Here is a 25,922-nt window from a genome sequence, read left to right on the forward strand (position 1 = left end):
AAGCTCATTTTGTGAATGAAAGTATTGACCTTGGAACCGGCAAATCTGCCATGCATTTCAGCCCCGGCTGAGCACCGATAACTATCGGTATCATGTTCGTTGCAATCGCTATCGTTGCCTTTCCTCCGGGTATCTCCGGTTTTATCGAAAGGTTTATATTTATGTCCCCGTATATCTCTATGTAATCTCCAGTATCGACACCTTCAAGGTGCGGATGAATCTGTTGCGGATGGTAGAGCTCAATCACGCATTTGTCTCCAACGTATGCCTTAGCTGAATGATTACACCCCGCAACCATGCCCGGTTGTACTTTAACGACGGGCGTTTCTCTGTATACGTTAGAAATTATCGGTTTTCGTTCTTCTTCAACTTTTGATATGTTCCATCCCAACGCTCTTGAAATCATAGCGATGCTCTGCGGGAAACCTATGTGTCCAACGATAGTACCTTTCTTCAAACCTTCTTCGAATTGCTCTGGCGTTGTTCCGACGCCTTGAGTTTCCATAACCGTCTTCCCAAACGGAGATAAATCGTTTATTCTTTTCGCTATTATCTTATCAACTCTTGTGCAAACACCAGTTAACGCTATTATGAGAGTGTCGAGCACAAAACCGGGGTTAACACCTGTTCCGAGAATCGTAACGCCATACCTTTTTGCAAGGCTGTCCATATAGAGCGATTCCTCTGGATGTGAATCAAATGGGAATGCCATCTCTTCTGCAATAGTAATGACATTGGCATGGTTTTTGACAGTGTATTCGATCTGCGGAAGTACATCTTTTACAAAAGAACTTGTTGCTATCACTACAAGGTCAGGATTAGTTTCTTCAATAACATCTATGGAATCCCTTACACGAACACCGTAATTCTCTAAACCAAGAAGCTCCCCCACGTCTCTGCCTATAAATTCCGGGTTCTTATCGATAACTCCGACGAGTTTCATGAATTTGCTCTCAACAATATTCTTTGCGATACCCCTTCCCATCGCTCCAAATCCCCAAGTGACTATTCTCATATACTTTCCCTCCTATATTCGTTATTCGAAGAATACAAAACTATTTTACAGAAAATTGACCATATACATCAACTTGACCTTTTCGTATGCTTTTATTGCTAAGTATTGAGATGCTAATCTAATCTTAATATACTCTTTTTCTCTTTCTTTTGCTTTCGTATACTTGTGCATGCAACGTGTTTTCAGAAAACGAACACAATGCTGAGCAATTCTACAATTGTTTTTCGGAGCTATTTCTCGTATTAGTTAATCTCTTGTTAACATACTTTTTTCACTAATTGCTCATTGAAAGTTACATTTAAAATGGTATAATCGCTCTTGAAAGCTGGTTTTTCAACAACTCACAAAGGAGGTTGGAGCTATGGCATCCAAGAAAGGTCTTACGGTAACACTTATCGTTATAGCTATCATTGTGGTAGCTATCATCTGGGCAGTAGCAGCAAACAAGAGCAAAGCAGCTGAAGCAACAACAGAAGAAGCAACAACAACAGAAGAAGTAACAACGGAAGAAACAACAACGGAAGAACTCCCAGCTGAAGAAGTAACAACAGAAGAAACAACAACAGAAGAAGCAACAGAAGCAACAACAGAGGAAATTCCAGTTGAAGAAACAACAACAGAAGAAGCAACAGAAGCAACATTCTAATATTGAAAACTAATAAAAGCGGGCTTTTGAAAGCCCGCTTTTTTATTTTTCAAACCTCTTGAATATTTCTTCAACATTTCTTAGATAGTAATCAGGTTCGAATAAGCTATCAAGTTTTTCTTTGGAAATATATTCTGAAATTCTTTCATCGCTTTGAATCTTTTCTTTAAACGATTCTCCACTTTCCCAACATTCAAGGGCATATTTCTGAACAACTTTGTACGCCTCTTCCCTGCTCATTCCAGACTCAACAAGTGCAAGCAGTATTCTCTGTGAGTAAACCAATCCGTTTGTAAGTTCTAAGTTCCTTCTGACGTTGTTTTCAAAAACTCTCAAATTTTCAACTAGATATCTTGTTTTCTCAAGCATGTAGTATATTGTCATCGTTGAATCTGGCAAGATGTACCTTTCAGCCGATGAGTGCGATATATCACGTTCATGCCAGAGAGCCATGTTCTCAAACCCAACTTGTGCGTAGCTTCTCATAAGCCTTGCCATGCCCGTCAGCCTTTCACAAAGAATTGGGTTCTTTTTGTGAGGCATAGCCGACGAGCCCCTTTGCCCTTCTCTAAATGGCTCCATCGCTTCGAGAACTTCTGTTCTTTGAAGATGTCTTATTTCAATAGCTATACGTTCTATCAGTCCAGCTGTAATTGCAAAAACGGAAAGAATGTGAGCAATGTAGTCTCTGCTGACAACCTGGGTGGCCACAGGAGTTGGTTTTAAACCGAGCTTTTCGAGTGCAATTTTTTCTACAACAGGCTCAATGTTTGCATAATTGCCAACCGCTCCACTCAGTTTCCCAACGGATATCTCTTCTATCGCATCGTTTAATCTTCGAATATCTCTCATAAGTTCAGCATACCAAGAGAGGAATTTCAACCCAAATGATGTTGGTTCTGCATGCACGCCATGTGTTCTTCCTATTGTTGGCAAATTCTTGTATTCAACGGCCTTTTTGTACAAGACGTTAGCAAGTTTGTTCATCGAGTCAAGGATATGTCTTGATGCTCTAACAAGTGCAAGTGAGTTGGCTGTGTCGACTATATCCGACGAGGTAAGCCCATAGTGGAAGTAACGTGCTTCATCATCCATATTTTTTGTAACAGATTTTATAAACGCTATAACGTCGTGATCAACAACTTTCTCAATCTCTAAGATATCTTCAACGTCGATAACAGCTTTCTTCCGTATCTCTTCTGATGTTCCTCTCGGTGCAATGCCAAGCTCTTCATACGCTTCAACAACGGCGAGTTCTACTTCTAGCCACCTTTCGTACTGAGCTTTTAAGGTCCATAAGCTCTTTAATGGCTCTAATGCATACCTTTCTACCACAAAACTACACCCCCCACTGCGGTGGGTCAACTATCAAATGTTTCCCACCGTTCTTTTTTCCTCTAACTACAACTAATTTCGCTTCTTTTTCAGGTGTTCCGTGCAAAAAACACATTCTTTGAACTATCAACCTCTGCTTTTCTAACAAAGTGATCATTTCCACGAGTATCTTCGGCGAGAATGCGAAAACGAATGTGCCTTTGTTTCTAATCAGGTAAGAAGCTCCATGAATAAAATCCTTTAGTAAATCGTAGTCAGCATTTCTTGAGATTTTTCTTATCTTATTCGGGCTTTCTTTACCTATATGGAACGGTAGATTCGAAACAACCATGTCAAACGTTTCCGTATTGTAGTTAGACCTTATATCTCGAACATCAATGTTTCTAAAAACAACTTTATCCTCTAAACCGTTTATCTTTATTCCATCAACCGCAAGGTCAAACAACTCTTTTTGTACTTCTATCCCCTCCACGTACAGATTATACAACTTCGCAAGTGCAAACGCAACAATCCCTGTTCCACTACCCAATTCCACAACACGCTTGACATCAGCGGTTGGTTTGCTGTACCATACTAAAAAAGCCGACGCGTGCGTCGGCCTGTGTGTAGGTAAATCTATTGTCTCTATTCCTCTTAAAATTTCTGATGAGAATCTTCTAGTCAGGAACTCGTTCATACGATTATCCACCGACAAAATCGACAAGCGATTTCTGGATAGCCATTGCAGCAGATTTTAGAGCTGCTTGCAGCACTGATTGCTGCATGTTGAGGTCTGTGAGTACTTTTGTAAGGTCTGCATCTTGTTCTTTTGATAAGTATTCAGTATTGAACATTTTTAAATCTTCTATTCTCGAAGACACCATCTCAACCATGCGAGCAGTTGAACCGACTGTTGCGAAATGCTCCATCACAGACCTTTCGAGTATTCCAATTTCTTTCAACGATATTTCAGAAAGTTTCTTTTCGTTTCCCTCATAAAGAGCTTTTATCGCATCGTCTATTGTTGAAAAAACAGTTTTGCCGTTCTCCAAAGTGAATACGTCGTACACAGTTACGCCGTATTCTATGCTGTAACCTAACGCATTTACTTTTCTCTTGACGTTCGCTTCCACAGGTGTAACGATGTTACCATTTTCATCGACCGGGCTCAGTTCAGACCTTGCACCACCAAAGATGTATTCATCACCAACGCGAGTGTTAGCAACTTCTATAAGATGCTCCTTTAAAGCCTTAAGTTCGGATGCTATAGCATTTCTTTCGTCAACTGTATTTGTACCGTTTGCACCCCTCACCATCAATTCCCTAACTCGATGGTATAGATCTGAAAGTTCCTGGAGTGTTGTATCATATGATTGTATAAAGTTATTGACATGGTCAACGTTACGCTTGAATTGTTCAAGCTCTCTCAACCTGCTTGATATATTCGATGCTCTTGTTGCAATAACAGCATCATCACTCGGATATTGAACTTCCTTTCCTGAAGAAAGTTTATCGTGCATCTTTGCTATCCTGTACAAGTTTTGCTGTATGTTGAATAGAGACCTGTCATTTATCATGTTATTTGTTATTCGCATCAAAGTCACCTCCGCATGGTACTAAATGGTGCTGATTCATTCCAAGACTATCTACCGACTAATCCGAGTTTATCGATAACCCTCGAAATCATATCATCCACAGCGGTCATTACCCTTGCAGCCGCGTTGAAAGCTTGTTGGTACTTAATCATGTTTGCCATCTCTTCGTCGAGAGATACACCCTTCACACGTTCCCTTTCGCCATCGATTTCTTTTTTCATAAGGTCCGTGTTGCTTTTGATCTTCATGGCGGTTTCACTTTCCACACCAAGTTCGGCAACCACACCACCAAGATATTCATTGAATGATTCAAGCCCATCATTCAATACCTTTTTATATTTTAGCGCAGATAATAGTTCAACTATTCCTGTATTTGCCCTTCCTGAAGGCTTGAAAACCTTTGCATCCCAGTTTGGGTTTTCCTCTGTATAACCAATATCCACAGCTATTGTTTCAGGGTTGCTCTTTATAGTTGAGTTCACTGCAAGTTTTTCGACAAATCTGTACGGCTCTTTTGGCAACTGTTTATCTATGAACAACGCATCGGCTTTTATGTATCTCATTCTCTGGTCCTGCGGCTTTTCGAACGGATTGACAAAGACAAACCCTTCATCCCAGTCGTTGAGAGGATCTCCATCAGAATCTATAAAACCAAGAGCACTCCAAAGCGCTTCAGGACCTTGGATAACCTTTTTCAGTTCAAATCCCAAAGACCTTGAACCACGCAAGACGAATTTTCCATGAGGTGTGACTTCTGCAATAATCCCAGTGTTCGCGTCGTTTATCATTTTTGCAAGGTCTTTCATGGTGTGCTTTGTTGGGTCTATCCTTATTTCTGTCGCACCTATGCGTATAGAGAAAGCTTGAGACCTGTTCAATATGTTTTCAAGTGTCTCCTTGCCCGTATCGAGTGCTTTATACGTCTCTTTGTGGATATTTGCTTGTGTAAAGAGTCCACCAGAATCTGAGAGTTTTAGGCGATTCAAATCGAATTCGTTTGCCTTCGTTGGTATTATCAGGAGCTTGTCATCATGCACATATGCTCTTATGTCGTTCCCAAAGTGAGTGTTGAGTTGGTTGGCTAAATCCTCAAGTGTTGTCGTTGCTGTAATACTCAGGATCTCTTCCTTTCCATTAATCGCAATTTTATATGACCCTTCAGAAACTTTGAAATCGTTTCTATTCACGACAAAAACATCGACGTTTTTCGTGGCAAATCCCATCGTGTTGAACATGTTACCGTTGAAATCAAGTGCAAGGGTGTTTCTTAAATTGCTATTCGCTTCAAAGTACAACCTGTAACCACCGTCACCGTGAGCACCAAGTTTTAAGTCGAACCATTTGTCAGTAATTGTCGACAAAGTGTTTTGAAAATCTTCGACCGTATCGTATGGATTGACTCTCGCTGAAAAGACTTTGTCAGTACCATCGAAAAAGACTATTGCGCCCTTTTCGATAAACGGCTTAGTTGTAATATCGGCAAAATCTTTTCTGTCGCTCATTCCTGAGATATATTTGATAGGACCATTCTCAACCCTTTTCGCACCTGCTAATCTGTAAAGTATCGAATCTTCTATCCTCTCAGCAGATATATCGTTGAAGAATTTTAAACCGGTAACGCTCCCATCTCCGTTGAATCCATCTTGGTGAACAAGGTTGAACTCATCAGTAAGTGAGAGCACAAATTCATCTAATCTGTTCATATATTTGACTAATGTCGAATCACGCAAATCAAAAAGACTTCTTAACTTTCCGTCATTTATGGAAACCATTGAATTCCCAGCGAATATTTCCTTAAAACCTTTACCGTAGGGTTTGTCAAGTGCCCTTAGTTCAACGACATCTTGACCGGTAAGGACGATTTGATTACCAAATCTCAGTGTTATCTGGCCAGCTTGGTCTTCATAATAATATATATCAGCAAGTTCAGAAAGCTCATCTAGAATTCTGTCTCGTTCATCAAGGAGGTCGTTGGGCGTATATTTTAAACTAACAGCTGTTCTCACCTTGGCATTTATGTCTGCCAATCTCTTCACCATTGCATTTATCTGCTGAGTTCTTTGCGCAATTTCGTTATCTATATCAACTCGCAATTGTTCGAGCCTCGTGTACAAATCTTGTATGTGTTCAACAAGTTCCTCCGCCCTACTCACAAGTCCTCTTTTTGCAGCTGTGTTCGTTGGGTCAGTAATCACTTCTTCTAACCCTGACCAGAAAGAATCGAAAAGATACCTGATTCCAGCCTCCGAAGGTTCTGCAAAGAGCTGTTCTACAAAATGCAAGTTTGCAGTCATTGTATCCCAGTAATTGTACTTGTTGTTCGTCTGCCTGAACTGTATGTCTAAGAACTCATCCCTTACACGCTTTATATCTCTAACGTAAACACCCGTACCTATCTGAAGTGGTATACTTGGTTGGGTTAACGATGTTAAAGGAATGGGGGGCATTGTAAGAAGTTCGGGCCTTTGACGTGAAAATCCCGGCGTATTCGCGTTCGATATATTATGTGCAACAACATTCATTGCCAACTTGCTTGCGTAAATTCCAAGTAATCCTGTGTTTAGCGTTCCGAATAGGCTTATGTCTGGCAATGCGATCACTCCTTTTGAGTCGCATGAATCTGTCCAATTTTTCGAAAGCTTTTAAAATAAATAGAAAGGCTTCTCTCAGTTACTCTCTAAAAATCGAAAATCACTTAAATCTATCGTACTTCGAGTCGTATGCAGAAGATTGAAATGTACCACTTTTTCCGTATCCAGAAGCAGAATAGGTCGGTTGTGTCGATGAACCCCTGACGAGATGGTTAAGAAGCTCAAAGTAACGGTCGTTAAATTCCATAATCTGCCTGATCGCATCCATTACTATGGAGAGCTCGTTGAGCTTCTCAACAATCTCGGCGGTCATGAGTGAGATTTCCCGCCTTTCATCAGAATTATCTTTTTCAATATATTCAACAAGTGTTGAATATCCCAGCTTTTTCAAAAATTCATCTCTCTGGGATTCTAAAAGTGATATTTCTAATGATAACTCCTCAATAGAAACCGAATATTTTGAAAGCATGTCCATTTTTCTATTCAAAACAGCACTTTCAAGCCCTCTAAAGGCTTGTATCATGCTTTCCAGTGTCCTTATTTCACTTTTAAGGTTTTCTTTTAACGTATTCATCCCTCCAGTATTTTTTTGGCTATCTTTTCAACATCAACTTTGAAAGTGCCATCCTCTATAGCCTTTTTGATCTGTTCAACCAATTCTGTCCTTACTTCCGAAGAAGTTTTGGCCATTTCAATGTACTCAGCTACCCTTTTACCCTCTTCTACTATGAGCTGGTCACTTACTTTCAAATCTTCTTTTCTCACTTTTGATTTTTCTACGTCCTTCTCAGTTTTTCCTTTGACTTCCTGCAAGTTTTGCATTCCCTGAACCCCGAGCTTGTTTATTTTGTCAATCATACGTCTTCACCACCCTTCTTTTATGCTTTTATCTATTTGTTTTATCGGAAAAACTACACTCTTCTTAAGTCTTAGTAGTGATACTTCTCGTTCCTCAAAATCTTAAAACCCCTGAATATCTGCTCGAGCAAGATAACAAGACACATCTCATGAGTGAATGTCATCTTTGAAAAAGAAATCCTCTCGGCTGCTTTTTTTCTAAGTTCTTCATCAACACCGAGAGGTCCACCTATAACGAACACTATTTCAGATGATATTTGAAAATTCCTATCTATAAGACTCGAAAATTCTTCACTTGTTAACTGTTTCCCCCACAAGTCTATTAAAATGTATCTTCTGTCTTTTAGTTTTTTGAAAATCGCTTCCGCTTCTTTGCCGAGTATCACCTTTGGATTCTCGGTGTTAACATCACCACCGAGTGGTACAAATTCCACGTTGACATCGGCAAACCTTGAAATTTTTTCCAGATAATAATTTTCTGCATCGAGTAAGTGTTTCGAAATCTTTCCCGGGACCAAAATCTCGATTCTCATAATGGTGAATAGAAGTACACGCCCCCAATCTCAGTGATCTCTCCACTGGTTATGAGAAAATTCAGGACCTTTTCAAAAAGTTTCTCATCGTTAGAAAAGACAAGTTCTTTTATGTATTCTATCTCGTGTTTAAATACAAATGTCTGAGACAAGATTCGTTTTACATAGTATGCAAAAGAACTGACTATGAAAGCCTCCAGATTACATACAACTTTCGCTGGAGTTGAGTATGAAATATAGTCACTCTCGTCCATCCCTTTAAGGCAACCGCTTCTTTTCACGGCTTCAACGTACGACTTAAATTCCGAGCTCGTTAATCTGAACTCGCTCTGTAACAACTGATTGAGCGCTTTAACTCTACCGTTTAAGAAGGCTTTATATGTCTTTTCAAGAAACTCCATGAAGTGTTGAGTTAAGATCGGATATTTTTCCAACAATACGGCAAAAAACGCCTTGTTTCTATTTAATTCGTAAACTCCATCGTTTATTTTCAGCACATCGTCGTGCAACAACATATCTAATGCTAACTTTAAGTCATCAATAGCTATTTTATGTCTTTGCGAGTACTCTGGAAGTGTCTTTTCAGAAAGTGATTCGTAAAGTATCCCTCTAATGAGTAGGAGTTTAGTATTCTTTAGCCTTTCCGGTTTTTGCACTTTGCGTTCATATATCTCTTCGGCTAGCTCCGTTATATTGTTGTAACCATATTTTGATGGGTTTATGTTAAAAGACGCGAGAAATCTTGAGAGGTTCTCTATTGTGAAGTTCTTTCCAGACCTTTTAAGGAAAATATCCATCTCCTCTCCAAGTCTGTCAATTGGGTCCGTGAGATTCTCGTTTTTCACAATATCTTCGTAGGGAATGAATTTATCAACAGCTGAGACAAGCTCATAACTCGTTGACTTCGTCCTCGCAACAGCAATTACCTGTTTACCGTAAGACTTCAGCTTGTATACTAAAGCCGTGAAGTCTGCATCTCCTGTCACAAGAAAGAAAGTGTCTATCACATCATTTTTTAGAGCTTGTTCAATACAATCTACCGCAAGCCTTATATCATTTCCCTTCTTGTTTGGTAAGAATTCTGCCTCTGGTATCTCAATGAGCTCTATACCGTAGTTGTAGAGTGCAAAAGCAGGCATTTTGTGCTTAGACCAAGAACCGTAGGCTTTGCCTCCAACTATCCTTCCATACTTTTGAGCTTCTCTGTACACCAACTGCACATCTACTGGTTGATTTTGAAAATCAAAAAGCAAGAATATGTTTAAGTGTGCGGAAGATTGAAGAAACCGGGATTCGTTAAGATTTGTAAGATTCATAATATCCCCCCTACGAGAGATGAAAAATGTGGAATGAAAAGACTCCCCCAGAAAGAAAAAAGCACAATCACAATTTACAACAGTAGCATTCTCCACATTCCTTCTTCTCTATCTGATTGTAAACAAGTTCGCCTATTGGGTTATCTATTCCAGCAAGGTAGTCTGCCAAGTGCAAGTGTAAGCATTTTAAAGTTTTCCAATTTCTTATCCCGCCAGTACCAGAAGAGGCGAGAACTGCGTCCCATTCAGAATCCTCAGGTTTGAGGAGAGACATTCGTTTTTTAATAACATCTTTGTGAGCTTGTTCTAAACGCGAGAAAAATCGTATATTATCTTCGATTAATCTCTCATACTTCTTTACGTAACCTTGCTCCTCTAACTTCGAAACCTCTTTTACTAAGTGTGGACAAGTTAAATAGTGGATAGTTGGAAAGGGCTTGCCGTTTCTTACGGGATAGCTCAAAATAACAACAGGAAAACCGAAAGAACAGTATCTTTCAACGCTTAGCACATTTTCTACGTTCCTGTCAAGCTGTTTCGCAATAATGTTTAAATCTTTATCACTAACGCGTTCCACTCATCCATCACCATTTTCTCTATAACGTTGTATTGGTCAAAGAGGTTCGATTTTTGAGTTATTATACCTGAAAGTATCAAAATCCCATCATCTTTTAAATGATTTTTTGCCTGTTTGAGCATCTCAACGAGTATCTCTGCTATTATATTCGACACAATAATATCGAACTTTCCTTCAACATTTGAGAACAAATCAGACCATTTCACATCTATATCTACACGGTTTCTTACTGCGTTTTCTTGCGCCACTTCAACAGCAAGTGGATCATTGTCGACAGCAACTACTCTATTTGCTCCAAGCTTCTTTGCCAAGATACCTAATATACCGCTCCCGCAACCCAAATCAAGTACGTCCATTCCGGGCTTAAGGTATTTTTTTAAATACATAGCAGACATCTTCGTTGTTTGATGTAAACCTGTTCCAAAAGCTAACCCCTGTGGTATTTTCAAAATTATATTTCCCTGCTCTTCCAAATTGTGATCCATTGGGTCGATTACAACACCTTCTATCATCTCGAAAGGTTCAGTGATGATGTTTTTAACCCAATCTTCCGGTCTTGTTTCTCGCATGCCAATATATTTTAATCCAATCTCGGTAAGTTTCTCCTTGACTTCATCTAATTGTTCCGGATAAAACGAAACAACAGCGAGGAATTTCCCCTCGCTGCTATCTATCGTGTAATAATCGTATTCACCGTAAAGTAAATCATCGATCTCTTCTTGCTTGCTTTCATCAAAATTAAAGACTATTTCTTTGAATACCTTGCTCAATTCACTCAGAGAGAACCCTCCTCATAACGTAAGTGTTTGTTCTCGGTAGATATGCTACAGGATCGTTTGTTTGGTCGTTTTTCCTAACTTCAAAGTGGAGATGCGGTCCTGTCGATGTTCCAGTACTACCAACGCGTGCAATGAAATCTCCTTTTTCAACGTACAGCCCAACGTAAACATTTATTTTCGACAAGTGGGCATAGTAAGTTTCTATCCCGTTTCCGTGGTCGATAATTATGAGATTGCCATATCCAGATTTCCAGCCTGCATACTTAACTTTTCCAGATCTTGATGCAAAGACCGGCGTTCCTGTATCTGCTTTTATATCAATCCCCGTATGGAACATATTCTTGTTATATATCGGATGTATTCTCCAGCCGAATTCCGAACTGATGCTTCCGTAAACGGGCCAAATGAAATCAGCAAGTTGAGTGAAGGACGTATTTACCTTCCCAACCGGAACAAAGACTTCTTTTCCTGCCGAAATAGTGCTTCCTATAGAAGGATTGACAGCCAAAATCTCTTCCGGATCAACAAAGAACAACTTCGACAAAGTTGACAAAGCTATAGTCTTAACTGGTTTATACATTATGCCTGGAACAAATGGTATCTTCAATTTCTGCCCAATCTTTAAGTTCGAAATCGAAACGTCTGGATTCCAATCAAGAAGCACAGGTATTGGAATACCGAATCCCTTAGAGATAGAGTAAATAGTATCCCCACTCTGCACCTGATAGTTTATATAAAATGAAAATACCATTCCTACCATCGCTATCATCACAAGAGCAAGTATTCTTCGCATTCTTAGACCCCCTTATTATATTTGTTACAAAAAATTCCTGTTATATTTTACCATAAAAGTTCAGTATGTCAAAATCTCCCCCTTGGTATACTTTTTATCGCCACCGTGTCCCGAAAATCTTCATTTTTTCTTGATATAGGTCAATAAAGCCAAAATATCTGCAGGCGTAACACCGGCTATCCGCATAGCCTGCCCAATTGACAAAGGTCTTATTTTTTCAAGCTTTTCACGCGCTTCAGTTGATAAATTCGGCACATCTGTAAATTTTATGTTGCCAATTTGTAAATTTTCGTATTCCTCAAAGACTCGAACTTGATCAAGCATCGACTTTATGTAGCCTTCATACTTGAGCTGAATTTCTATCTGGCTTATAATTTCTTTGTCAAGAATAGGTTCTGGATCAAGCTCTTTTATAGCCTCATAGCTCACTTCTGGTCTTCTAAGCAGTTTTGCCAATCTTGTGCCTTCGGTTAATGGTGTGGTTCCAAGTCTTGTCAATATATCATTGACTTGCGTAGATAATGGAACCTTAACGTTCTCTAATCTTTCAAGCTGTTTTTGGATTTCATTTTCCAAATTCACAACACGTTCGTAGAACCACTTCGGAATCAACCCTACTTGGTATCCGTACTTAGACAACCTCATGTGTGCGTTGTCGTGCCTCAGCAAAAGCCTGTACTCTGCACGAGAAGATAGCAATCTGTATGGTTCGTCTGTTCCTTTCGTTACAAGATCATCGATCATGACACCGATATAACTTTCTGATCTTTTCAAAACAATTTGTTGCCCACCTAACAATTTCATCGCCGCGTTTATGCCCGCAACTAATCCTTGGGCAGCCGCTTCTTCGTATCCGCTCGTTCCGTTTATTTGTCCTGCAAAGTAGAGGTTTTCAATAATTTTCGACTCTAAGGTTGGATAAAGTTGTGTGGGGTCTATATAGTCGTATTCCACAGCATACGCTGGTCTAACAATCACAACGTTCTCCAAACCCGGAATCGTCCTGAGCATCTTTATTTGCGCCGCGTATGGAAGACTTGTCGATAGGCCGTTGAGATAGTACTCTTCCGTATCCCTACCCTCTGGTTCGACAAAAACTTGGTGGCTTTCCCTATCAAATTTCACAACTTTGTCTTCAATAGAAGGGCAATAACGAGGTCCCTTCGCTTGAATCAACTTGACCTCTCCGTAAAGTGGTGAGAAAATCAGGTAGTCTCTTATTATCTTGTGAGTTTCCGGCACGGTATGTGTCAACCAGCAAGGGTAGTCTTTGTCCAATACTTTTGGCTCGTTGAAATGAGAAAACACCCAAGGAACATCGTCCGTGTCTTGCCTTGTCATTTTAGAAAAGTCTATGCTCTTCTTAAGAACACGTGCTGGCGTCCCTGTTTTAAATCGTCCAACTGTGAAGCCCAATTTGATGAGTGATTCGGTAAGCCCGTGAGCTGAGAAATCACCCATACGTCCTGCTTCCATCGTATCTCTGCCGATGAAAATCTTTCCTCTAAGGAACGTTCCTGTTGTCAGGATAACAGCTCTCGCTCTGTAATCGATACCAAAAGAGTCGACGATACCCGAAACCTTACCATCTTCCACAAGCAGTTCTTTCACAATTCCATATCTTAGCAACAAGTTGTCCTGCATTTCGAGCTTTCTTTTCATTGTTCGTGAGTAAGAATATTTGTCAATCTGCGCACGAAGTGCCTGAACAGCCGGCCCTTTGCTGGTGTTGAGCATCCTTACGTTTATCATCGTTTCATCTGTTGTCTTCGCCATCTCACCACCGAGTGCATCTATTTCACGCACAACAACGCCTTTAGCTGAGCCACCTATTGCCGGATTGCAGGAGGCCCAACCAACATTATCAGGGTTTCCGGTTATAAGCATTGTTTTCAAGCCAAGTCGAGCACATGCAAGTGAAGCTTCTATACCAGCATGACCACCGCCAACAACTATAACGTCAAACATGTAATCATCGTCAGGTCTTGAAAAGTAATTAATCTTCACTTATGGTTACCTCCTTAGAACCTCTTGCCCGTTTACAAAAATTCCGACTGGATCTCTTTCAAATGGATCTCCATCATACAAACAAAAGTCGGCGCAATACCCTATTTCTATTTTTCCACATTTAAGTCCAATAATCTTAGATCCATTTTCCGTATATAATTTTATTGCATCCTCACGCGTAAAGCCCATTTTCAGAGCAGCTTCCATAACGTACTTTGGATCAGCAGGAGACACGGGTGAGTCTGTAGAGAATGCGATATCAAGACCTGCTCTGTACATTTCCAAAAATGGGTAACCCATTTCAAATGACACATTTTCCAGTAGCGGTATGTCTTCAAAATAAAAGTGCGGTTGAATTGATAGATAATATTTCTTCAACCTTTCAAAATCCTGCCTTTTGATGAATTGCAGATGTATCAATCTATGCTTTAACCTCACTCCATTTCTTTCGAATCTTTCAAGAACTTCGTGGAGTGCTCTATCACCAATCGTGTGAACACATACTTGGAGGTTGTTATTCTCTGCATATTTTATGATATCATCGAAATTTCCAGGAAGCGTAAATACTCCATAGCCTCCTGTATCTTTATATTCTTGGAACATGTAAGCGGTCTTACCGCCAAGCGAACCATCGGCAAATACCTTTATTCCACCAATCTTCGATATTCCGAACTCACTAAATTCGTACTCCCACGGCTCTGTCGTATACAGCTTCTCGAAAATCCGAATCCTGCTTTTAGATAAGAGTACTTTTAGTTTCCCAAATGAGAGCCCATGAAAATCGTCTGAATGAACTTGAGTGACACCGTATCTCAAGAATTCATTTTCACCAGTTTCAAAAGCCATTTCATAAAAATCATCACCAAGTATGGACCAAACTTTTTCGATCTGACCTTCGTATATCAAGTTTTCTTGAAAATTTAATTTTGCCTTCAGATAATCATTTATCCATGCCACATGTCCACATTTCCTTATCAGTATAACCGGTTTAGCCATTTCATTCATTTTATTAATAAGAAGATTATCTGGCAGTTCTTCCCATCCGCGTGCGATAATGATCTCCTCAGCATCACTTTTCAAAATATCCAGAAGATTTTCTTTTGCTAAATCATGCGTCAGTAATTTCATTCCAGTACCTATTACATGCGCGTGCGAATCCACCCAGCCGGGCATTACAAATAGACCTGTGGCATCAACCACAGGTCCAGATTCTGTGAATTTAACAAATTCTCCATTTTCTACATAAAGGTCTCTCTTTTCAAACACTAATCCATTCCAAACATAGCCATTTTTTATTATCATCGATATCCGCTTCCCACCATGCAGAATACTCAAAAATGGCATTAGGATAATATTCCAGCGAGCCTCACGAGTTCCATGTCGAGTCTCTTCTTCTCTTTCAAAACCTCATCAAGCCTTACGGTCACTATCTTTCCACCCTGAAGTGCGGTCATGACATAACTTTCTCCTCTTAGCAGTGCATCGACTGCGGCAACTCCCATTCTTGAGGCTAACAACCTATCGAACGCCGTTGGTGAACCACCGCGTTGGATGTGACCAAGGATAGTTATCCTTGTCTCATAACCTATTCTATGTTCAAGGTGTCTCGCAACTGTGTAAGCACTCGCTGCGCCTTCTGCAACAACAACTATACAGTTGATCTTTCCTCTTTCTCTTTCCTCAAGCAGCTTATTCCCAAGTTCTTCGTAATTCACCGGTACTTCTGGGATTATCACGGCCTCTGCACCGGTAACCAATCCACTGACGGTTGCTATGTAACCCGAGCTTCTTCCCATAACTTCGATGATGAACGCTCTTTCGTGTGAACTTGCGGTGTCTTTCAATTTTTGAATTGCATCAACGACAGTGTTAAGACATGTATCAACACCTATGCTCATGTCAGTCATCGCAATATCGTTGTCTATAGTTCCGGGCAAACCCACCACGGGGATTTTCTGCTCTTCTTCCAAGAACATCGCACCATGCAAACTACCTTCACCACCGATAACAACAAGGCCGTCTATACCGTGCTTCTTAAGTATCTTTGCTGCCTCAGCTCTCGTTTCTTTTCTAACAAACTCAGGACAGCGGCTTGATCTCAGGATCGTTCCTCCGCGCTCCATTATTCCACCAACGGAGGCAAATGTCATAGGCTCAATATCTTCATCAAGCAGACCAGCGTAACCTCTCTTAATCCCGTAGACTTCTAAACCGGACTTGATACCATATCTAACAACTGCACGAATAGCGGCATTCATACCTGGTGAATCTCCACCGCTCGTCATAACGGCTATCCTTTTCAATCCAATCGCCTCCTCGCATCAGCATTTCAAACAAAAAAGCATTTTAAATTATATCATAACGGTAATGATTAGTCTACAAGTTATTGCTACTTGTTGCACTTTTTTTCTTATTTATGCTCTCTTTTCTTTCTTACTCTACTTGTCTTCCCTTCAGCCATATCGTGCGAGCGTTTCAGTGCCTGTACGACATGATAATTCACAGTGCCGCGTGGATATTCGTAGTTCTTTGTCATCACACCAGCAGGTTTGTCAGTCATCAATTCTATAGCTTCATCTACGTCATCCGCTGTCCATATGTGGAATTGTCCTGCTTTTATCGCTTCAATTATCTCATCACTCAAAACAAGGTTCCTTATATTCGCCCTTGGGATGATTACCCCTTGATTACCTGTAAGTCCCTTAAGTTTACATATTCTGTAGAAACCTTCAACCTTTTCAGTGACACCACCGACTGGCTGAATGTGTCCGTGCTGATTGATAGAACCTGTAACCGCTATGCTCTGTTTTAATGGTATCTTCGATATGGCTGATATTATCGCGAGAACCTCAGCCAAGGAAGCACTGTCACCTTCCACATAACCATAAACTTGTTCAAAAGATATCGAAACACCTATCGAGAAGGGAACTTTTCGAGCGTACTTGCTACCGAGATAACCTGTTAAAATCATTACTGCCTTGCTGTGTATCTGCCCGCTCAAATCAGCTTCCCTCTGAATATCCAAAATTCCAGAACTGCCGAGGTAAGTTTTTGCGGTGATTCTAACCGGAAGTCCGAATTCGAAATCACCGAAATTAACTACTGTAAGACCGTTGACTTGTCCAACTACCTTACCGCTAACATCTATTATTAAATCTTCTTTTCTGAACATATCATCGTACTTTTCAACGATAAGTTTTAACCGATCTTCTCTTTCGGTTAGTGCCTGATGTACATCAGTATACTCGATAAATTTTGAATTCCTTTTTTGAGCAAAGAAGTTCGCCTCCTCTAACAGATCAATAATAGAACCGAGCTTCATGGAAAGCTTCGTTCTATCTCCGGAAAGCCTCATCGAATACCACACAACCTTATTAAGTGCACTCCTTTTAGCGGGAAGAATTTCATTCTCTTTTGTGTAGTCGGCTATGAAAGAAACAAGATCTTTAACATTTTCAACGGTTGTGTCGAGTTCCCAGTCAAGTTCAACTTTAATCTTAAAAAGCTTTTCAAAATCTGGATCGTATTCGTACAGAAGTTCGTAAATCTCTGGAGTTCCAACTAAAATGACTTTTAATCTCAGAGGAACCGGTTCTGTCTTGAGAGTCGCTATCGTAGAATAGCCATACGCAGTGTCGATATTCTCAACCTCAAGTTGACCGGAGAAGAGCACTTTTTTGAGTCTGTCCCAGACAAACGGGTGTATCAATAGCTCACGTGCATCAATGATCAAATAACCACCATTTGCTTTGTGAATGCTCCCAGGGCGTATCATCGTAAAGTCTGTGTAGAGCATTCCTTCGCGTTCTATATATTCAATTTTTCCAAAGAGATTGTGATAAGTCGGTGTGTCTTCAAAGACAACCGGAGCTGTATTCAAACCGGAGTTATCAACAATCAAGTTAACGCTGTAAGCTCTTCTAAAGTAATACTCCAGTTCTTGCAACTTCTTTGTTGATGTCACCTTGTCGATAATATCTTCTTTAATTTTATGGATATACTCTTTCACATCACTGTATGGATATTTATTCTCTATCGCTGAGAAGAACTCTTCTGTTGCGAAGAGAAGCGCGTACCTATTTAAATCCCGCACGCGTTCTTTATAGACACTCTCGAGCTTTCTGACATTTTCAACTGCCGCATCTATGAGAAGCTGAACTTTTCTCTCGTTTTCTTCATAAAACTTCTTTTCCTCGTCGCTCAGGTTAATGTATTCCTCTTCCTTTATGACTTTTCCATCTTTCAGTGGGTAATAATTGACGCCTGTTGCAGTCAGCTTTATAAGATAACCAAGCTTTTGAGCCTTTTCAATTAGCTCTTTGGTATGTCTTTCCTGCTCAGCTTCAAATTCCTCATCTATTTCTTTTCTTCGGACTTTGTAATCTTCGCCCTCAAAGACTTTCGAAATCTTTTCCGTTAAGTTTTCGACAAGTTTTTCCATATCCTTTTTAAAATCGATACCTCTTCCAGAAGGTAGGAAGATTACCTTTGCGTGTTGCGGATCTTCGAAATCCATAACGTAAGCAACATCTGAAGGTACTGGCTTTTTTTGAGAATACTCACTAACAAAGTGTTTGACGAAGGTCTTTCTACCAGTTCCGGAAAGCCCAACAACAAAGATATTGTATCCACTCTTTTCCATATCAAGCCCAAAAATCAATGACCTAACTGCACGCTTACGCCCAATGAAAGATTGTGTCTCTTTAATCTCTTCTATTGAGTCTATATCAGGTAGTAGTTTGTTTTCAACTACAAGTTCCTCGTCCTTCAATTTCTTCAAAGGCATCTATTTCCACTCCCTTCTGTGTGAAGTGGTATTTCCCGTTACTGTTTATACAAAAATACGCACTACCGGAGCCTGTCAACGCAGCGGGGAATTCCAGTTTCAGTTTCTCTATTTTGCTCAGCAGATCGTTAGGAATTACTCTCTCAAAAATATTGTAAGTTCCTTTCTTTATCTTCTCACAATCGTTCTCTAAATATGCTCTGTAAAGTTCTAAAGGACCCATAGGTGCTAAATTAAACCATTCACTCCTGAGGTTGCCATACGCTTCTTTTGTTGAAATTGAGTACCCCGGATAGAAAATATCTATCTTGAAACTTGGTAATGGCTCTAATGGTTCTATTATCTCGCCGCGACCCGCAACGTTCGCCGTTCCACCGTACAAAAAGAATGGAACATCGCTTCCAACGGCTTTTGCAAGTTGGTAAGCATCATCTTTTGTAATTACTCCTACATATTCGAGAGCTTTCAAGAAACCTGCCGCGTTACTGCTCCCGCCACCGAGTCCAGCACCCATTGGAATTTTCTTTTCAAGTCTCACTTTAACATCGTGATCCTTATCACCCAAAAGTCTCCAAATTTTGTATAATATATTGTCTTCAATGTGCATGTTTGAATCTATCTGTATATTTCCATCGCCATTTGAAATAATTATCTCCATCTTATCAGCTAAGGATATGTTTTGGAAGAGCGACGATATCTCGTGATAACCGTTGCTTCTCTTTCTAATTATGTCAAGGCAGAGGTTCACCTTTGCGTAAGTTCTAAGTAATAAGCGACAAGTCTTGCCCATCCTTCCATCTCCCCAATGTAATTAGACAAATCTTTTGCTCTTAGTTCGATGAAATTTTCTTTTTCAACAACACCTTTGTAGTTGACATGTGCAATGTACAGAACACCGATATGGACCCTACTAACCGGATTTTCCATATCGTTTATCAAACCGACATATTCCATAGAAAGAAGTTCAACATCTACTTCTTCCTTCAGCTCTCTCCATAAACCTTTCTGAAGGCATTCCTTAGGTTCGTTCGAATCTTCAGTGTTCAGGTGACCACCAACGCCAAGGGTAATCAAATTATGCAATCTCTTCTCAGTTTGGTTTGATGTCCGCTTAAAGAAGATATATTCATCTCCATCTTTAAGCACGATATAGGGAATTATCTGCCGAATTGATTCATCGTACTCAGCTTTCGCCCTTTCAACAAAAAACCCCGTTTCTAAAACTTTCTCGAATTCTTTGTACGGAACTTCTACAACTCCTATTTTGCCATTGCATAACCTTTCGATGTCTGATGTTCGAACAACGAGTACTTTTTCCTGCATTGGATTTTCCATAATATACCTCCGTTCTTTATTTATCAATATTTATCTGTGGTTATCAGTATTCTTCGATATCTATTTCAAGTAATTGCTTTGCTATGTCTTTATCAAGCTTACTTGCGATAAGTCCAATCGCTGCGAAGATGTAATGTTTATCTCTAAGGAATTTTATACCTTCTTGAGGCAACAGCTCCATTGGGTGGATTTTGTGCAGATGTGTCAAACTTTCGAGTGCTTCTTTTGCGTATTTGGACCTCGATAAGAATCCACCGGTCCCAAAAATAGTCTTTACCGCTGTGAGGTCCTTTCCTTCAGCTATCGTCTTGCGACCCGTTGGCGTGTAAAGGTGCTTCTTATTTCCCGCGTGTCTTCTAACGCTCTGCTGTACACAGAACGTTGCGAGCTTGCTTATAAAGTACTCATCACGGTCAGAAATAGGATAAGGGCTTATCCTGGTTAAAAGCTCGTCATAATCTTCAAACTGGTTTCTTAAACTCTCTTCGCCCATCATATTAATAACGTTATGTGCGTTAACGTACAATCCAAGGTCACCCTCGACTGTTCTTTTCGCAAACGGTTCTGGAGAAACGAGCATCTCTTGTACTTCTGGCGAACCTTCAGTGACTGAATCCACATCAGTTGTAGCACCACCGATGTCTATTGTCAAACAATCGCCGAAAATTTCATACGCAAGCTCGGTCGTTGTCATAACAGCGGCTGGGGTTGGAATTATCTCGTAATCGACCATATCTTTAATCTTCTCCATTCCCGGAGCTTTCACAATGTGTTCAGCGAAAACTTCCTTGATAACATTTCTCGTAGGTTCAACGTTAAGGTAATCTATCCTCGGATAAACGTTTTCTGTTACGTACACTTTCTTGCCCGCATTCGTAAGTATGTATTCGACATGCTCAGCTGCGGCTATATTTCCAGCGTATACTATCGGTACGTCAAGCTGCAGTTTTGCGAGCATTTTTGCGTTATGTATAACAGTTTCAGTTTCCCCATAATCAACGCCACCAGCTAATAGTATCAACTTCGGTTGGATAGACATAACCTTTTGTAGGTGGAATTCGTCCATTTTGCCTGCTGTAACGTACTTAATAACTGCACCAGCTCCGAGAGCTGCTTCACGAGCTGCTCGAACGGTCATGTCATAAACAAGCCCGTGTACAGTCATCTTCAACCCACCAGCTGCACTGCTCGTTGCTGCAAACTTCTCCCATTTTATGTCTTCACCAAGAATTTCTTTCATCTTACTAAGCGCTCTCTCAATACCGATAGTTACATCTCCTTCGTTCACAGTCGTCCAATGCTCAGCTTGTGCTATTATCTTTGATTTCAAACCGAAATGGAATGCGGTCAAAACTGTCGTCGTGGATCCAATCTCTGCGAAGAGTAAATCGATTTTCATTTCAGAACCCCCCCTTTATCTTCCTGATTTCGTTTCATCTTCTACGAATAAGAATCTTGCACTCTAAAGTGTTCTCAAACTTAATTCTATTATACTACATGAAAATCCACAAAATAAGAATCTTATTACTTGAACACAAGTAATTATCTATACATGTCGTAAACATACATTCCAAGCAAATTTCGACACGTCACAGCAAAAAAATGAAGATAATCGAAGAAAACCTGAGAAAAAGTGAAAATTGTTTCAATAACCCTATTTTTTTCTTTCTGAAAGAAATATAATAAAGAGCTGATAGATTATGTTAAAGAGGCAAGATGTGTTATATTTTTGCCAAGGGGGTTAAAACCCTAAATTCTGAGAATTCATCCAAAGAGGAGGGAAAGTGTATGAAGAAGCTTTTACTCTTAGGAACTTTTTTTGTGCTTCTTATTTCTGCGGTAGTTAACTTCGCGCTTGACGTTGGTGTCGTACTCCCAACAAACGCTGAACCAAGATGGGTCCAGGATGAAACAAGATTTAGAGACGCTCTTAAAAACACAAAGTACTCAGTTGAAATTCTCTTCAGCCAAGGACTTCCAGCAAAGGAAAGAGAAAACGTTGAAGCTCTTATAGCAAAAGGTATAAAGGTTCTTATCATATGTCCACACGACGCAGTCGCAGCAGCGGCAGCGGCAGAAGCAGCAAAGAAAGCAGGAGTATACGTTATTTCTTATGACAGATTAATTATGGGAACAGATGCGGTTGATTACTATGTCACATTTGACAGTGTCGAAGTTGGTAGGGCAATGGGTAGATACCTTGTCCAGAACGTCAAAGCTGGAACAAAGAACAACCCACTTTACCTCTATGCAGGTGCACTTTCTGACAACAACTCGTTCCTCTTCTTCCAAGGTGCTTGGGAAATCCTCCAGCCAAAGATTGCAGACGGAACGTTCAGAATTATAAACTCATCCGAAGCAGAAAAAGTTAAGAACAAAAAGGATTTGACAAGAGACGAAATGGCAAAGATAATTGGACAAGTAACAACAAACTGGGACTTCAACGTTGCAAAAAGAAAAGCAGAAGATGACCTCACAAGAGCGAAAGCAGCGGACAAAGGAACAGTATACATACTTGCTCCAAACGACGGTACAGCAAGAGCTATAGCAGATGCTTTCAGAGCAGATAAGGACGTCAAAGCTTACTACATAACAGGTCAAGACGCAGAAAAAGCATCAGTACAATACATTATCGACGGTAAACAATCAATGACAGTATTCAAAGATGTAAGGCTTCTCGTCAAAGACGCAATAAACGCAGCACAGTTGTTGATTGAAGGTAAGAAACCAACGACGACAGCTACATACGACAACGGAAAGAAGAAAGTACCAGCAATTCAATCCCAGATACAGACAGTAACGAAGGATAACGTGAAAAAGATACTCATCGACTCTGGCTACTACTCAGAAAAGGACTTCAAGTGGTAATTAGTTCTGCTGTAATTAATTCATGAACAACAAACTGGGTGGTGTGAAATATCACCACCCGGTTTTTAGAATATACAATATACTGTATATTTGAAAACAAGATATGTCAACAAGGGGTGATTCGATGACGGACGATTTCATACTCGAGATGAGAGGTATAACTAAAGATTTTCCAGGAGTAAGGGCGTTGGACAATGTTGATTTCAAGGTAAGAAGAGGGGAGATTCACTGTTTAGTTGGAGAAAACGGCTCTGGAAAATCGACGATGATGAAAATACTGAGTGGTTTTTATCCATATGGAGAGTATGAAGGAACTATTATATTTGACGGAAAAGAACAGAGATTCAGAAATATCCATGACAGTGAGAGTGTGGGTATTGTAACAATATACCAAGAACTTGCACTGATTCCGGAACTCACAGTTTACGAAAATATCTTCCTCGGTCATGAAATAAAACGCGGAAGATTCATAGACTGGAACGAAACGATAAAGAAGGCAAAAGATATGCTCCTACACTTAAAACCTGACCTTGACCCTTCGAGAAAGGTTAAAGACCTCGGCGTAGGTCACCAACAGATAGTTGAGATTGCGAAAGCTTTGAGTAAAAACGTCAAATTGCTTATCCTTGACGAGCCAACGTCGTCGCTCAACGAAGATGACAGCGAAAATTTGCTTCGGATAATTAGGGAGCTAAAAAAGAAAGGTATAACCTCTATATTGATTTCACACAAGTTGAAGGAAGTAGTGGAAGTTGCAGATACCATCACCGTGTTAAGAGATGGCAAGATGGTCGGAAGGCTTGAGAAAAGGGAGGAATTCACAGAGGCTAACATCGTCAAGTACATGGTTGGAAGAGAAATAGAAGATATATACCCAAAACGCAAAAAGAGAGAATTTGGTGAAAAGATTTTCGAGGTTAAGAATTGGAAAGCGTATGATACGAGTCTCAACAGATATGTTGTTAAAGATGCTAATTTCTATGTTCGAAGAGGCGAAATCGTAGGAATTGCCGGATTGATGGGTGCGGGCAGGACAGAGCTCGCTTTAAGCCTTTTCGGAAATGCCAAAGATTATATAGTAGAAGGCGAGATGTACTTTGATGGTCAGAGGTGCAATTTTAGATCACCTTCCGAGGCTATAAAAGCAGGATTTGCATATCTCTCGGAAGATAGAAAAGTGACAGGGCTGATTCTCGATTTTGATGTGAAAACTAACATTACTCTGGCTGGATTAAAGCAGCTGAAGAAAGGATTATTCGTTAATGACAACGAAGAAATCATAGTTTCTGAGAGATTTAAAGAATCTTTGCGTATCAAAACTCCGTCAATCGAGCAAAAGGTCATGAACCTTAGCGGTGGAAACCAGCAGAAAGTTTCGATAGGCAAATGGCTATTTGTAAAACCAAAGTTGCTTATCTTAGACGAGCCGACAAGAGGTATCGACGTAGGTGCAAAGTACGAGATATACACACTGATGAACAGGCTTGTTGAGGAAGAGGGAATGAGTATCATAATGATCTCTTCCGAACTTCCCGAAGTTCTCGGTATGAGCGACAGAGTTTACGTCATGGCTGGTGGAAAGATTGTTGGTGAGTTAAGTAGGGAAGAAGCAACGCAAGAGAAGATAATGCATATGGCAGTGGATTATTAATAAATATTACAAGGGAGGGTACGAGATGAATTTTCTACAAGAACTTGGAGTGCTTCTTAAAAAGAACATACGTGAGTACGGTATGTACATCGCACTTGGTGCAATTATGATTATATTCACCATTCTTACAGACGGGCTTTTCTTCTCTTCAAGGAATATTAGCAATCTTTTTAATCAGATGGGGTATATTGCTGTGCTCGCCGTCGGTATGACACTCGTTATAGTTATAAGGCACATCGATTTGTCTGTAGGATTCATGGCTGGTTTCCTTGGCGCGATTGCGGCAAGGATGCTGAGAGAAGGCATGCCAGTAATACCAACGATACTAATTGTAATAGCGCTCGGTACAGTGTTTGGTCTTGTCAACGGATTTTGGGTTGCGAAAGTTGGACTGCCTGCGTTCGTAGCAACCTTGGCAGGAATGCTTATCTTCAGAGGTGCTCTACTGCTCTTTACACAGAGTACAGGTACTATTATAGTTATGAACGATTCATTCAATCAGATCGGTAATGGATTCATTCCTGATATATTCCACAATGAAAATGTACACATCTTGACCCTCATAATTGGACTTGCGATAATCGGATTATACATTTACAGTGAAATCAAAACGCGTAACAACAAGCTCCGCTACAATTTCGAAGTCCTTTCGATGCGCATGTTCATTCTAAAACTCCTTTTTATAAGCGCTATCATATTCTACATCTTTTGGACATTAGCTTCTTACAACGGACTTTCATGGACATTTGTAATAACACTCATTATAACCTTTGTATACCATGTCTTGACAACAAAAACAGTACTTGGTAGACATATATACGCAGTCGGTGGTAATCCGGAAGCTGCAAGGCTAAGTGGTATAGATGTCAAGAAGATCACTCTTTTCGTATTCGGATCAATGGGATTTTTAACAGCAATATCTGGTATTCTCTACACTTCAAGGCTGCAATCGGCTACACCAGATGCGGGTACCCTCTTTGAACTTGACGCGATAGCTGCTGCTTATGTTGGTGGTGTTTCGGCAGCTGGCGGAGTCGGTAAAGTAGCAAACTCACTTATAGGTGCTCTTGTTATGGCATCGCTTATAAACGGTATGAACCTTCTTGGCGTCGGTATATCTCTGCAATACGTTATAAGAGGTGCGGTCTTAATTGCAGCAGTTGTTTTCGATATCAAGACAAGAAGCAAGGTAAGGTAATCTCAAGTGAATCAACCGTTAATGCCGTTTTAGTTTCTAAGGTTCAATCATTTCTTAACA

General features: G+C 40.2%; 23 protein-coding genes. 4 read left to right on the plus strand and 19 right to left on the minus strand.

The genetic code is table 11. From position 1 onward, the window contains the following. Positions 1-4 precede the first annotated feature (4 nt). Complete coding sequence (gene ord / locus IB67_RS00430; RefSeq protein WP_339745133.1) at positions 5-1,015, minus strand: 2,4-diaminopentanoate dehydrogenase; 1,011 nt, start codon at positions 1,013-1,015, stop codon at positions 5-7. A gap of 361 nt (positions 1,016-1,376) precedes the next feature. Between ord and IB67_RS00435 the strand changes: the two genes are divergently transcribed. Continuing rightward, on the plus strand, positions 1,377-1,661 hold the full coding sequence (locus IB67_RS00435) for a hypothetical protein (RefSeq protein WP_178137735.1): 285 nt from the start codon (positions 1,377-1,379) through the stop codon (positions 1,659-1,661). A 42-nt stretch (positions 1,662-1,703) separates the two neighbouring features. On the opposite strand, the gene purB is transcribed toward IB67_RS00435, so the two are convergent. The 18 genes from purB to IB67_RS00525 form a co-directional block, all read right to left on the minus strand. Beyond that, entirely contained in the window at positions 1,704-2,996 is a 1,293-nt protein-coding gene (gene purB, locus IB67_RS00440) for an adenylosuccinate lyase (protein WP_339745128.1), read from the minus strand. A gap of 4 nt (positions 2,997-3,000) precedes the next feature. Then, the gene (locus IB67_RS00445; RefSeq protein WP_072757594.1) at positions 3,001-3,672 is read right to left on the minus strand and encodes a tRNA1(Val) (adenine(37)-N6)-methyltransferase; all 672 of its coding nucleotides are present in this window, start codon (positions 3,670-3,672) and stop codon (positions 3,001-3,003) included. A gap of 4 nt (positions 3,673-3,676) precedes the next feature. Next, positions 3,677-4,570, minus strand: a complete 894-nt coding sequence (flgL, locus tag IB67_RS00450; protein ID WP_072757596.1) for a flagellar hook-associated protein FlgL — start codon at positions 4,568-4,570, stop codon at positions 3,677-3,679. Positions 4,571-4,617: 47 nt separating this feature from the next. Next, on the minus strand, positions 4,618-7,161 hold the full coding sequence (gene flgK / locus IB67_RS00455; RefSeq protein ID WP_072757598.1) for a flagellar hook-associated protein FlgK: 2,544 nt from the start codon (positions 7,159-7,161) through the stop codon (positions 4,618-4,620). A 100-nt stretch (positions 7,162-7,261) separates the two neighbouring features. Continuing rightward, positions 7,262-7,735 (minus strand): flagellar export chaperone FlgN, encoded by a 474-nt coding sequence (gene flgN / locus IB67_RS00460; RefSeq protein ID WP_072757600.1) that lies wholly within the window; start codon positions 7,733-7,735, stop codon positions 7,262-7,264. Further along, positions 7,732-8,019 carry a flagellar biosynthesis anti-sigma factor FlgM gene (gene flgM / locus IB67_RS00465; protein ID WP_072757602.1) on the minus strand — a complete coding sequence of 96 codons (288 nt, stop codon included), beginning with the start codon at positions 8,017-8,019 and terminating at the stop codon, positions 7,732-7,734. Before flgM ends, flgN begins: the two co-directional genes overlap by 4 nt. Positions 8,020-8,090: 71 nt before the next feature. Further along, positions 8,091-8,537, minus strand: coding sequence for a 23S rRNA (pseudouridine(1915)-N(3))-methyltransferase RlmH (locus IB67_RS00470; RefSeq protein ID WP_245789427.1), 447 nt, complete (start codon positions 8,535-8,537; stop codon positions 8,091-8,093). A gap of 11 nt (positions 8,538-8,548) precedes the next feature. Next, a complete protein-coding gene (locus IB67_RS00475; RefSeq protein ID WP_072757606.1) occupies positions 8,549-9,868 on the minus strand; it encodes an NYN domain-containing protein in 1,320 nt (439 codons plus the stop codon). A 67-nt stretch (positions 9,869-9,935) separates the two neighbouring features. Further along, entirely contained in the window at positions 9,936-10,445 is a 510-nt protein-coding gene (locus IB67_RS00480; RefSeq protein ID WP_072757608.1) for a DUF501 domain-containing protein, read from the minus strand. Next, complete coding sequence (locus tag IB67_RS00485) at positions 10,418-11,215, minus strand: 50S ribosomal protein L11 methyltransferase (protein ID WP_072757610.1); 798 nt, start codon at positions 11,213-11,215, stop codon at positions 10,418-10,420. Before IB67_RS00485 ends, IB67_RS00480 begins: the two co-directional genes overlap by 28 nt. A gap of 1 nt (position 11,216) precedes the next feature. Further along, a complete protein-coding gene (locus tag IB67_RS00490; RefSeq protein ID WP_339745107.1) occupies positions 11,217-12,017 on the minus strand; it encodes a LysM peptidoglycan-binding domain-containing M23 family metallopeptidase in 801 nt (266 codons plus the stop codon). A 120-nt stretch (positions 12,018-12,137) separates the two neighbouring features. Then, entirely contained in the window at positions 12,138-13,985 is a 1,848-nt protein-coding gene (gene mnmG / locus IB67_RS00495) for a tRNA uridine-5-carboxymethylaminomethyl(34) synthesis enzyme MnmG (protein ID WP_072757887.1), read from the minus strand. A 45-nt stretch (positions 13,986-14,030) separates the two neighbouring features. Continuing rightward, positions 14,031-15,326 (minus strand): amidohydrolase, encoded by a 1,296-nt coding sequence (locus IB67_RS00500; protein ID WP_072757614.1) that lies wholly within the window; start codon positions 15,324-15,326, stop codon positions 14,031-14,033. 41 nt (positions 15,327-15,367) lie between these two features. Continuing rightward, positions 15,368-16,327 (minus strand): 6-phosphofructokinase, encoded by a 960-nt coding sequence (gene pfkA / locus IB67_RS00505; RefSeq protein ID WP_072757616.1) that lies wholly within the window; start codon positions 16,325-16,327, stop codon positions 15,368-15,370. 107 nt (positions 16,328-16,434) lie between these two features. Continuing rightward, positions 16,435-18,810, minus strand: coding sequence for a Lon protease family protein (locus IB67_RS00510; RefSeq protein ID WP_339745101.1), 2,376 nt, complete (start codon positions 18,808-18,810; stop codon positions 16,435-16,437). Next, a complete protein-coding gene (gene ispE / locus IB67_RS00515; protein ID WP_339745098.1) occupies positions 18,770-19,600 on the minus strand; it encodes a 4-(cytidine 5'-diphospho)-2-C-methyl-D-erythritol kinase in 831 nt (276 codons plus the stop codon). Before ispE ends, IB67_RS00510 begins: the two co-directional genes overlap by 41 nt. Further along, positions 19,555-20,145: an NUDIX hydrolase gene (locus IB67_RS00520; protein WP_143145234.1), complete on the minus strand. Its 591-nt coding sequence runs from the start codon at positions 20,143-20,145 to the stop codon at positions 19,555-19,557. Before IB67_RS00520 ends, ispE begins: the two co-directional genes overlap by 46 nt. Before the next feature lie 43 nt (positions 20,146-20,188). Then, the gene (locus IB67_RS00525; RefSeq protein WP_072757620.1) at positions 20,189-21,544 is read right to left on the minus strand and encodes a GlmL-related ornithine degradation protein; all 1,356 of its coding nucleotides are present in this window, start codon (positions 21,542-21,544) and stop codon (positions 20,189-20,191) included. A gap of 389 nt (positions 21,545-21,933) precedes the next feature. Between IB67_RS00525 and IB67_RS00530 the strand changes: the two genes are divergently transcribed. From IB67_RS00530 to IB67_RS00540, 3 genes are all read left to right on the plus strand, one after another. Beyond that, on the plus strand, positions 21,934-23,013 hold the full coding sequence (locus tag IB67_RS00530) for a sugar ABC transporter substrate-binding protein (RefSeq protein WP_072757622.1): 1,080 nt from the start codon (positions 21,934-21,936) through the stop codon (positions 23,011-23,013). A gap of 124 nt (positions 23,014-23,137) precedes the next feature. Further along, positions 23,138-24,664, plus strand: a complete 1,527-nt coding sequence (locus IB67_RS00535) for an ATP-binding cassette domain-containing protein (RefSeq protein ID WP_339745092.1) — start codon at positions 23,138-23,140, stop codon at positions 24,662-24,664. Between the two features lie 25 nt (positions 24,665-24,689). Beyond that, the gene (locus IB67_RS00540; RefSeq protein WP_072757626.1) at positions 24,690-25,862 is read left to right on the plus strand and encodes a sugar ABC transporter permease; all 1,173 of its coding nucleotides are present in this window, start codon (positions 24,690-24,692) and stop codon (positions 25,860-25,862) included. Positions 25,863-25,922: the final 60 nt, after the last annotated feature.

The organism is Fervidobacterium riparium (assembly GCF_025370035.1).
GTDB lineage: Bacteria > Thermotogota > Thermotogae > Thermotogales > Fervidobacteriaceae > Fervidobacterium > Fervidobacterium gondwanense.

Coding starts and splice junctions, on each gene's coding strand:
- mnmG (WP_072757887.1), bottom strand. CDS start 13,985: ATGTTTGACGTTATAGTTGTTGGCGGTGGTCATGCTGGTATAGAAGCT.
- IB67_RS00530 (WP_072757622.1), top strand. CDS start 21,934: ATGAAGAAGCTTTTACTCTTAGGAACTTTTTTTGTGCTTCTTATTTCT.
- IB67_RS00535 (WP_339745092.1), top strand. CDS start 23,138: ATGACGGACGATTTCATACTCGAGATGAGAGGTATAACTAAAGATTTT.
- IB67_RS00445 (WP_072757594.1), bottom strand. CDS start 3,672: ATGAACGAGTTCCTGACTAGAAGATTCTCATCAGAAATTTTAAGAGGA.
- IB67_RS00500 (WP_072757614.1), bottom strand. CDS start 15,326: ATGATAATAAAAAATGGCTATGTTTGGAATGGATTAGTGTTTGAAAAG.
- IB67_RS00510 (WP_339745101.1), bottom strand. CDS start 18,810: ATGCCTTTGAAGAAATTGAAGGACGAGGAACTTGTAGTTGAAAACAAA.
- IB67_RS00525 (WP_072757620.1), bottom strand. CDS start 21,544: ATGAAAATCGATTTACTCTTCGCAGAGATTGGATCCACGACGACAGTT.
- ispE (WP_339745098.1), bottom strand. CDS start 19,600: ATGGGCAAGACTTGTCGCTTATTACTTAGAACTTACGCAAAGGTGAAC.
- flgN (WP_072757600.1), bottom strand. CDS start 7,735: ATGAATACGTTAAAAGAAAACCTTAAAAGTGAAATAAGGACACTGGAA.
- flgM (WP_072757602.1), bottom strand. CDS start 8,019: ATGATTGACAAAATAAACAAGCTCGGGGTTCAGGGAATGCAAAACTTG.
- flgL (WP_072757596.1), bottom strand. CDS start 4,570: ATGCGAATAACAAATAACATGATAAATGACAGGTCTCTATTCAACATA.
- IB67_RS00520 (WP_143145234.1), bottom strand. CDS start 20,145: ATGGAAAATCCAATGCAGGAAAAAGTACTCGTTGTTCGAACATCAGAC.
- ord (WP_339745133.1), bottom strand. CDS start 1,015: ATGAGAATAGTCACTTGGGGATTTGGAGCGATGGGAAGGGGTATCGCA.
- IB67_RS00435 (WP_178137735.1), top strand. CDS start 1,377: ATGGCATCCAAGAAAGGTCTTACGGTAACACTTATCGTTATAGCTATC.
- IB67_RS00490 (WP_339745107.1), bottom strand. CDS start 12,017: ATGCGAAGAATACTTGCTCTTGTGATGATAGCGATGGTAGGAATGGTA.
- IB67_RS00540 (WP_072757626.1), top strand. CDS start 24,690: ATGAATTTTCTACAAGAACTTGGAGTGCTTCTTAAAAAGAACATACGT.
- IB67_RS00475 (WP_072757606.1), bottom strand. CDS start 9,868: ATGAATCTTACAAATCTTAACGAATCCCGGTTTCTTCAATCTTCCGCA.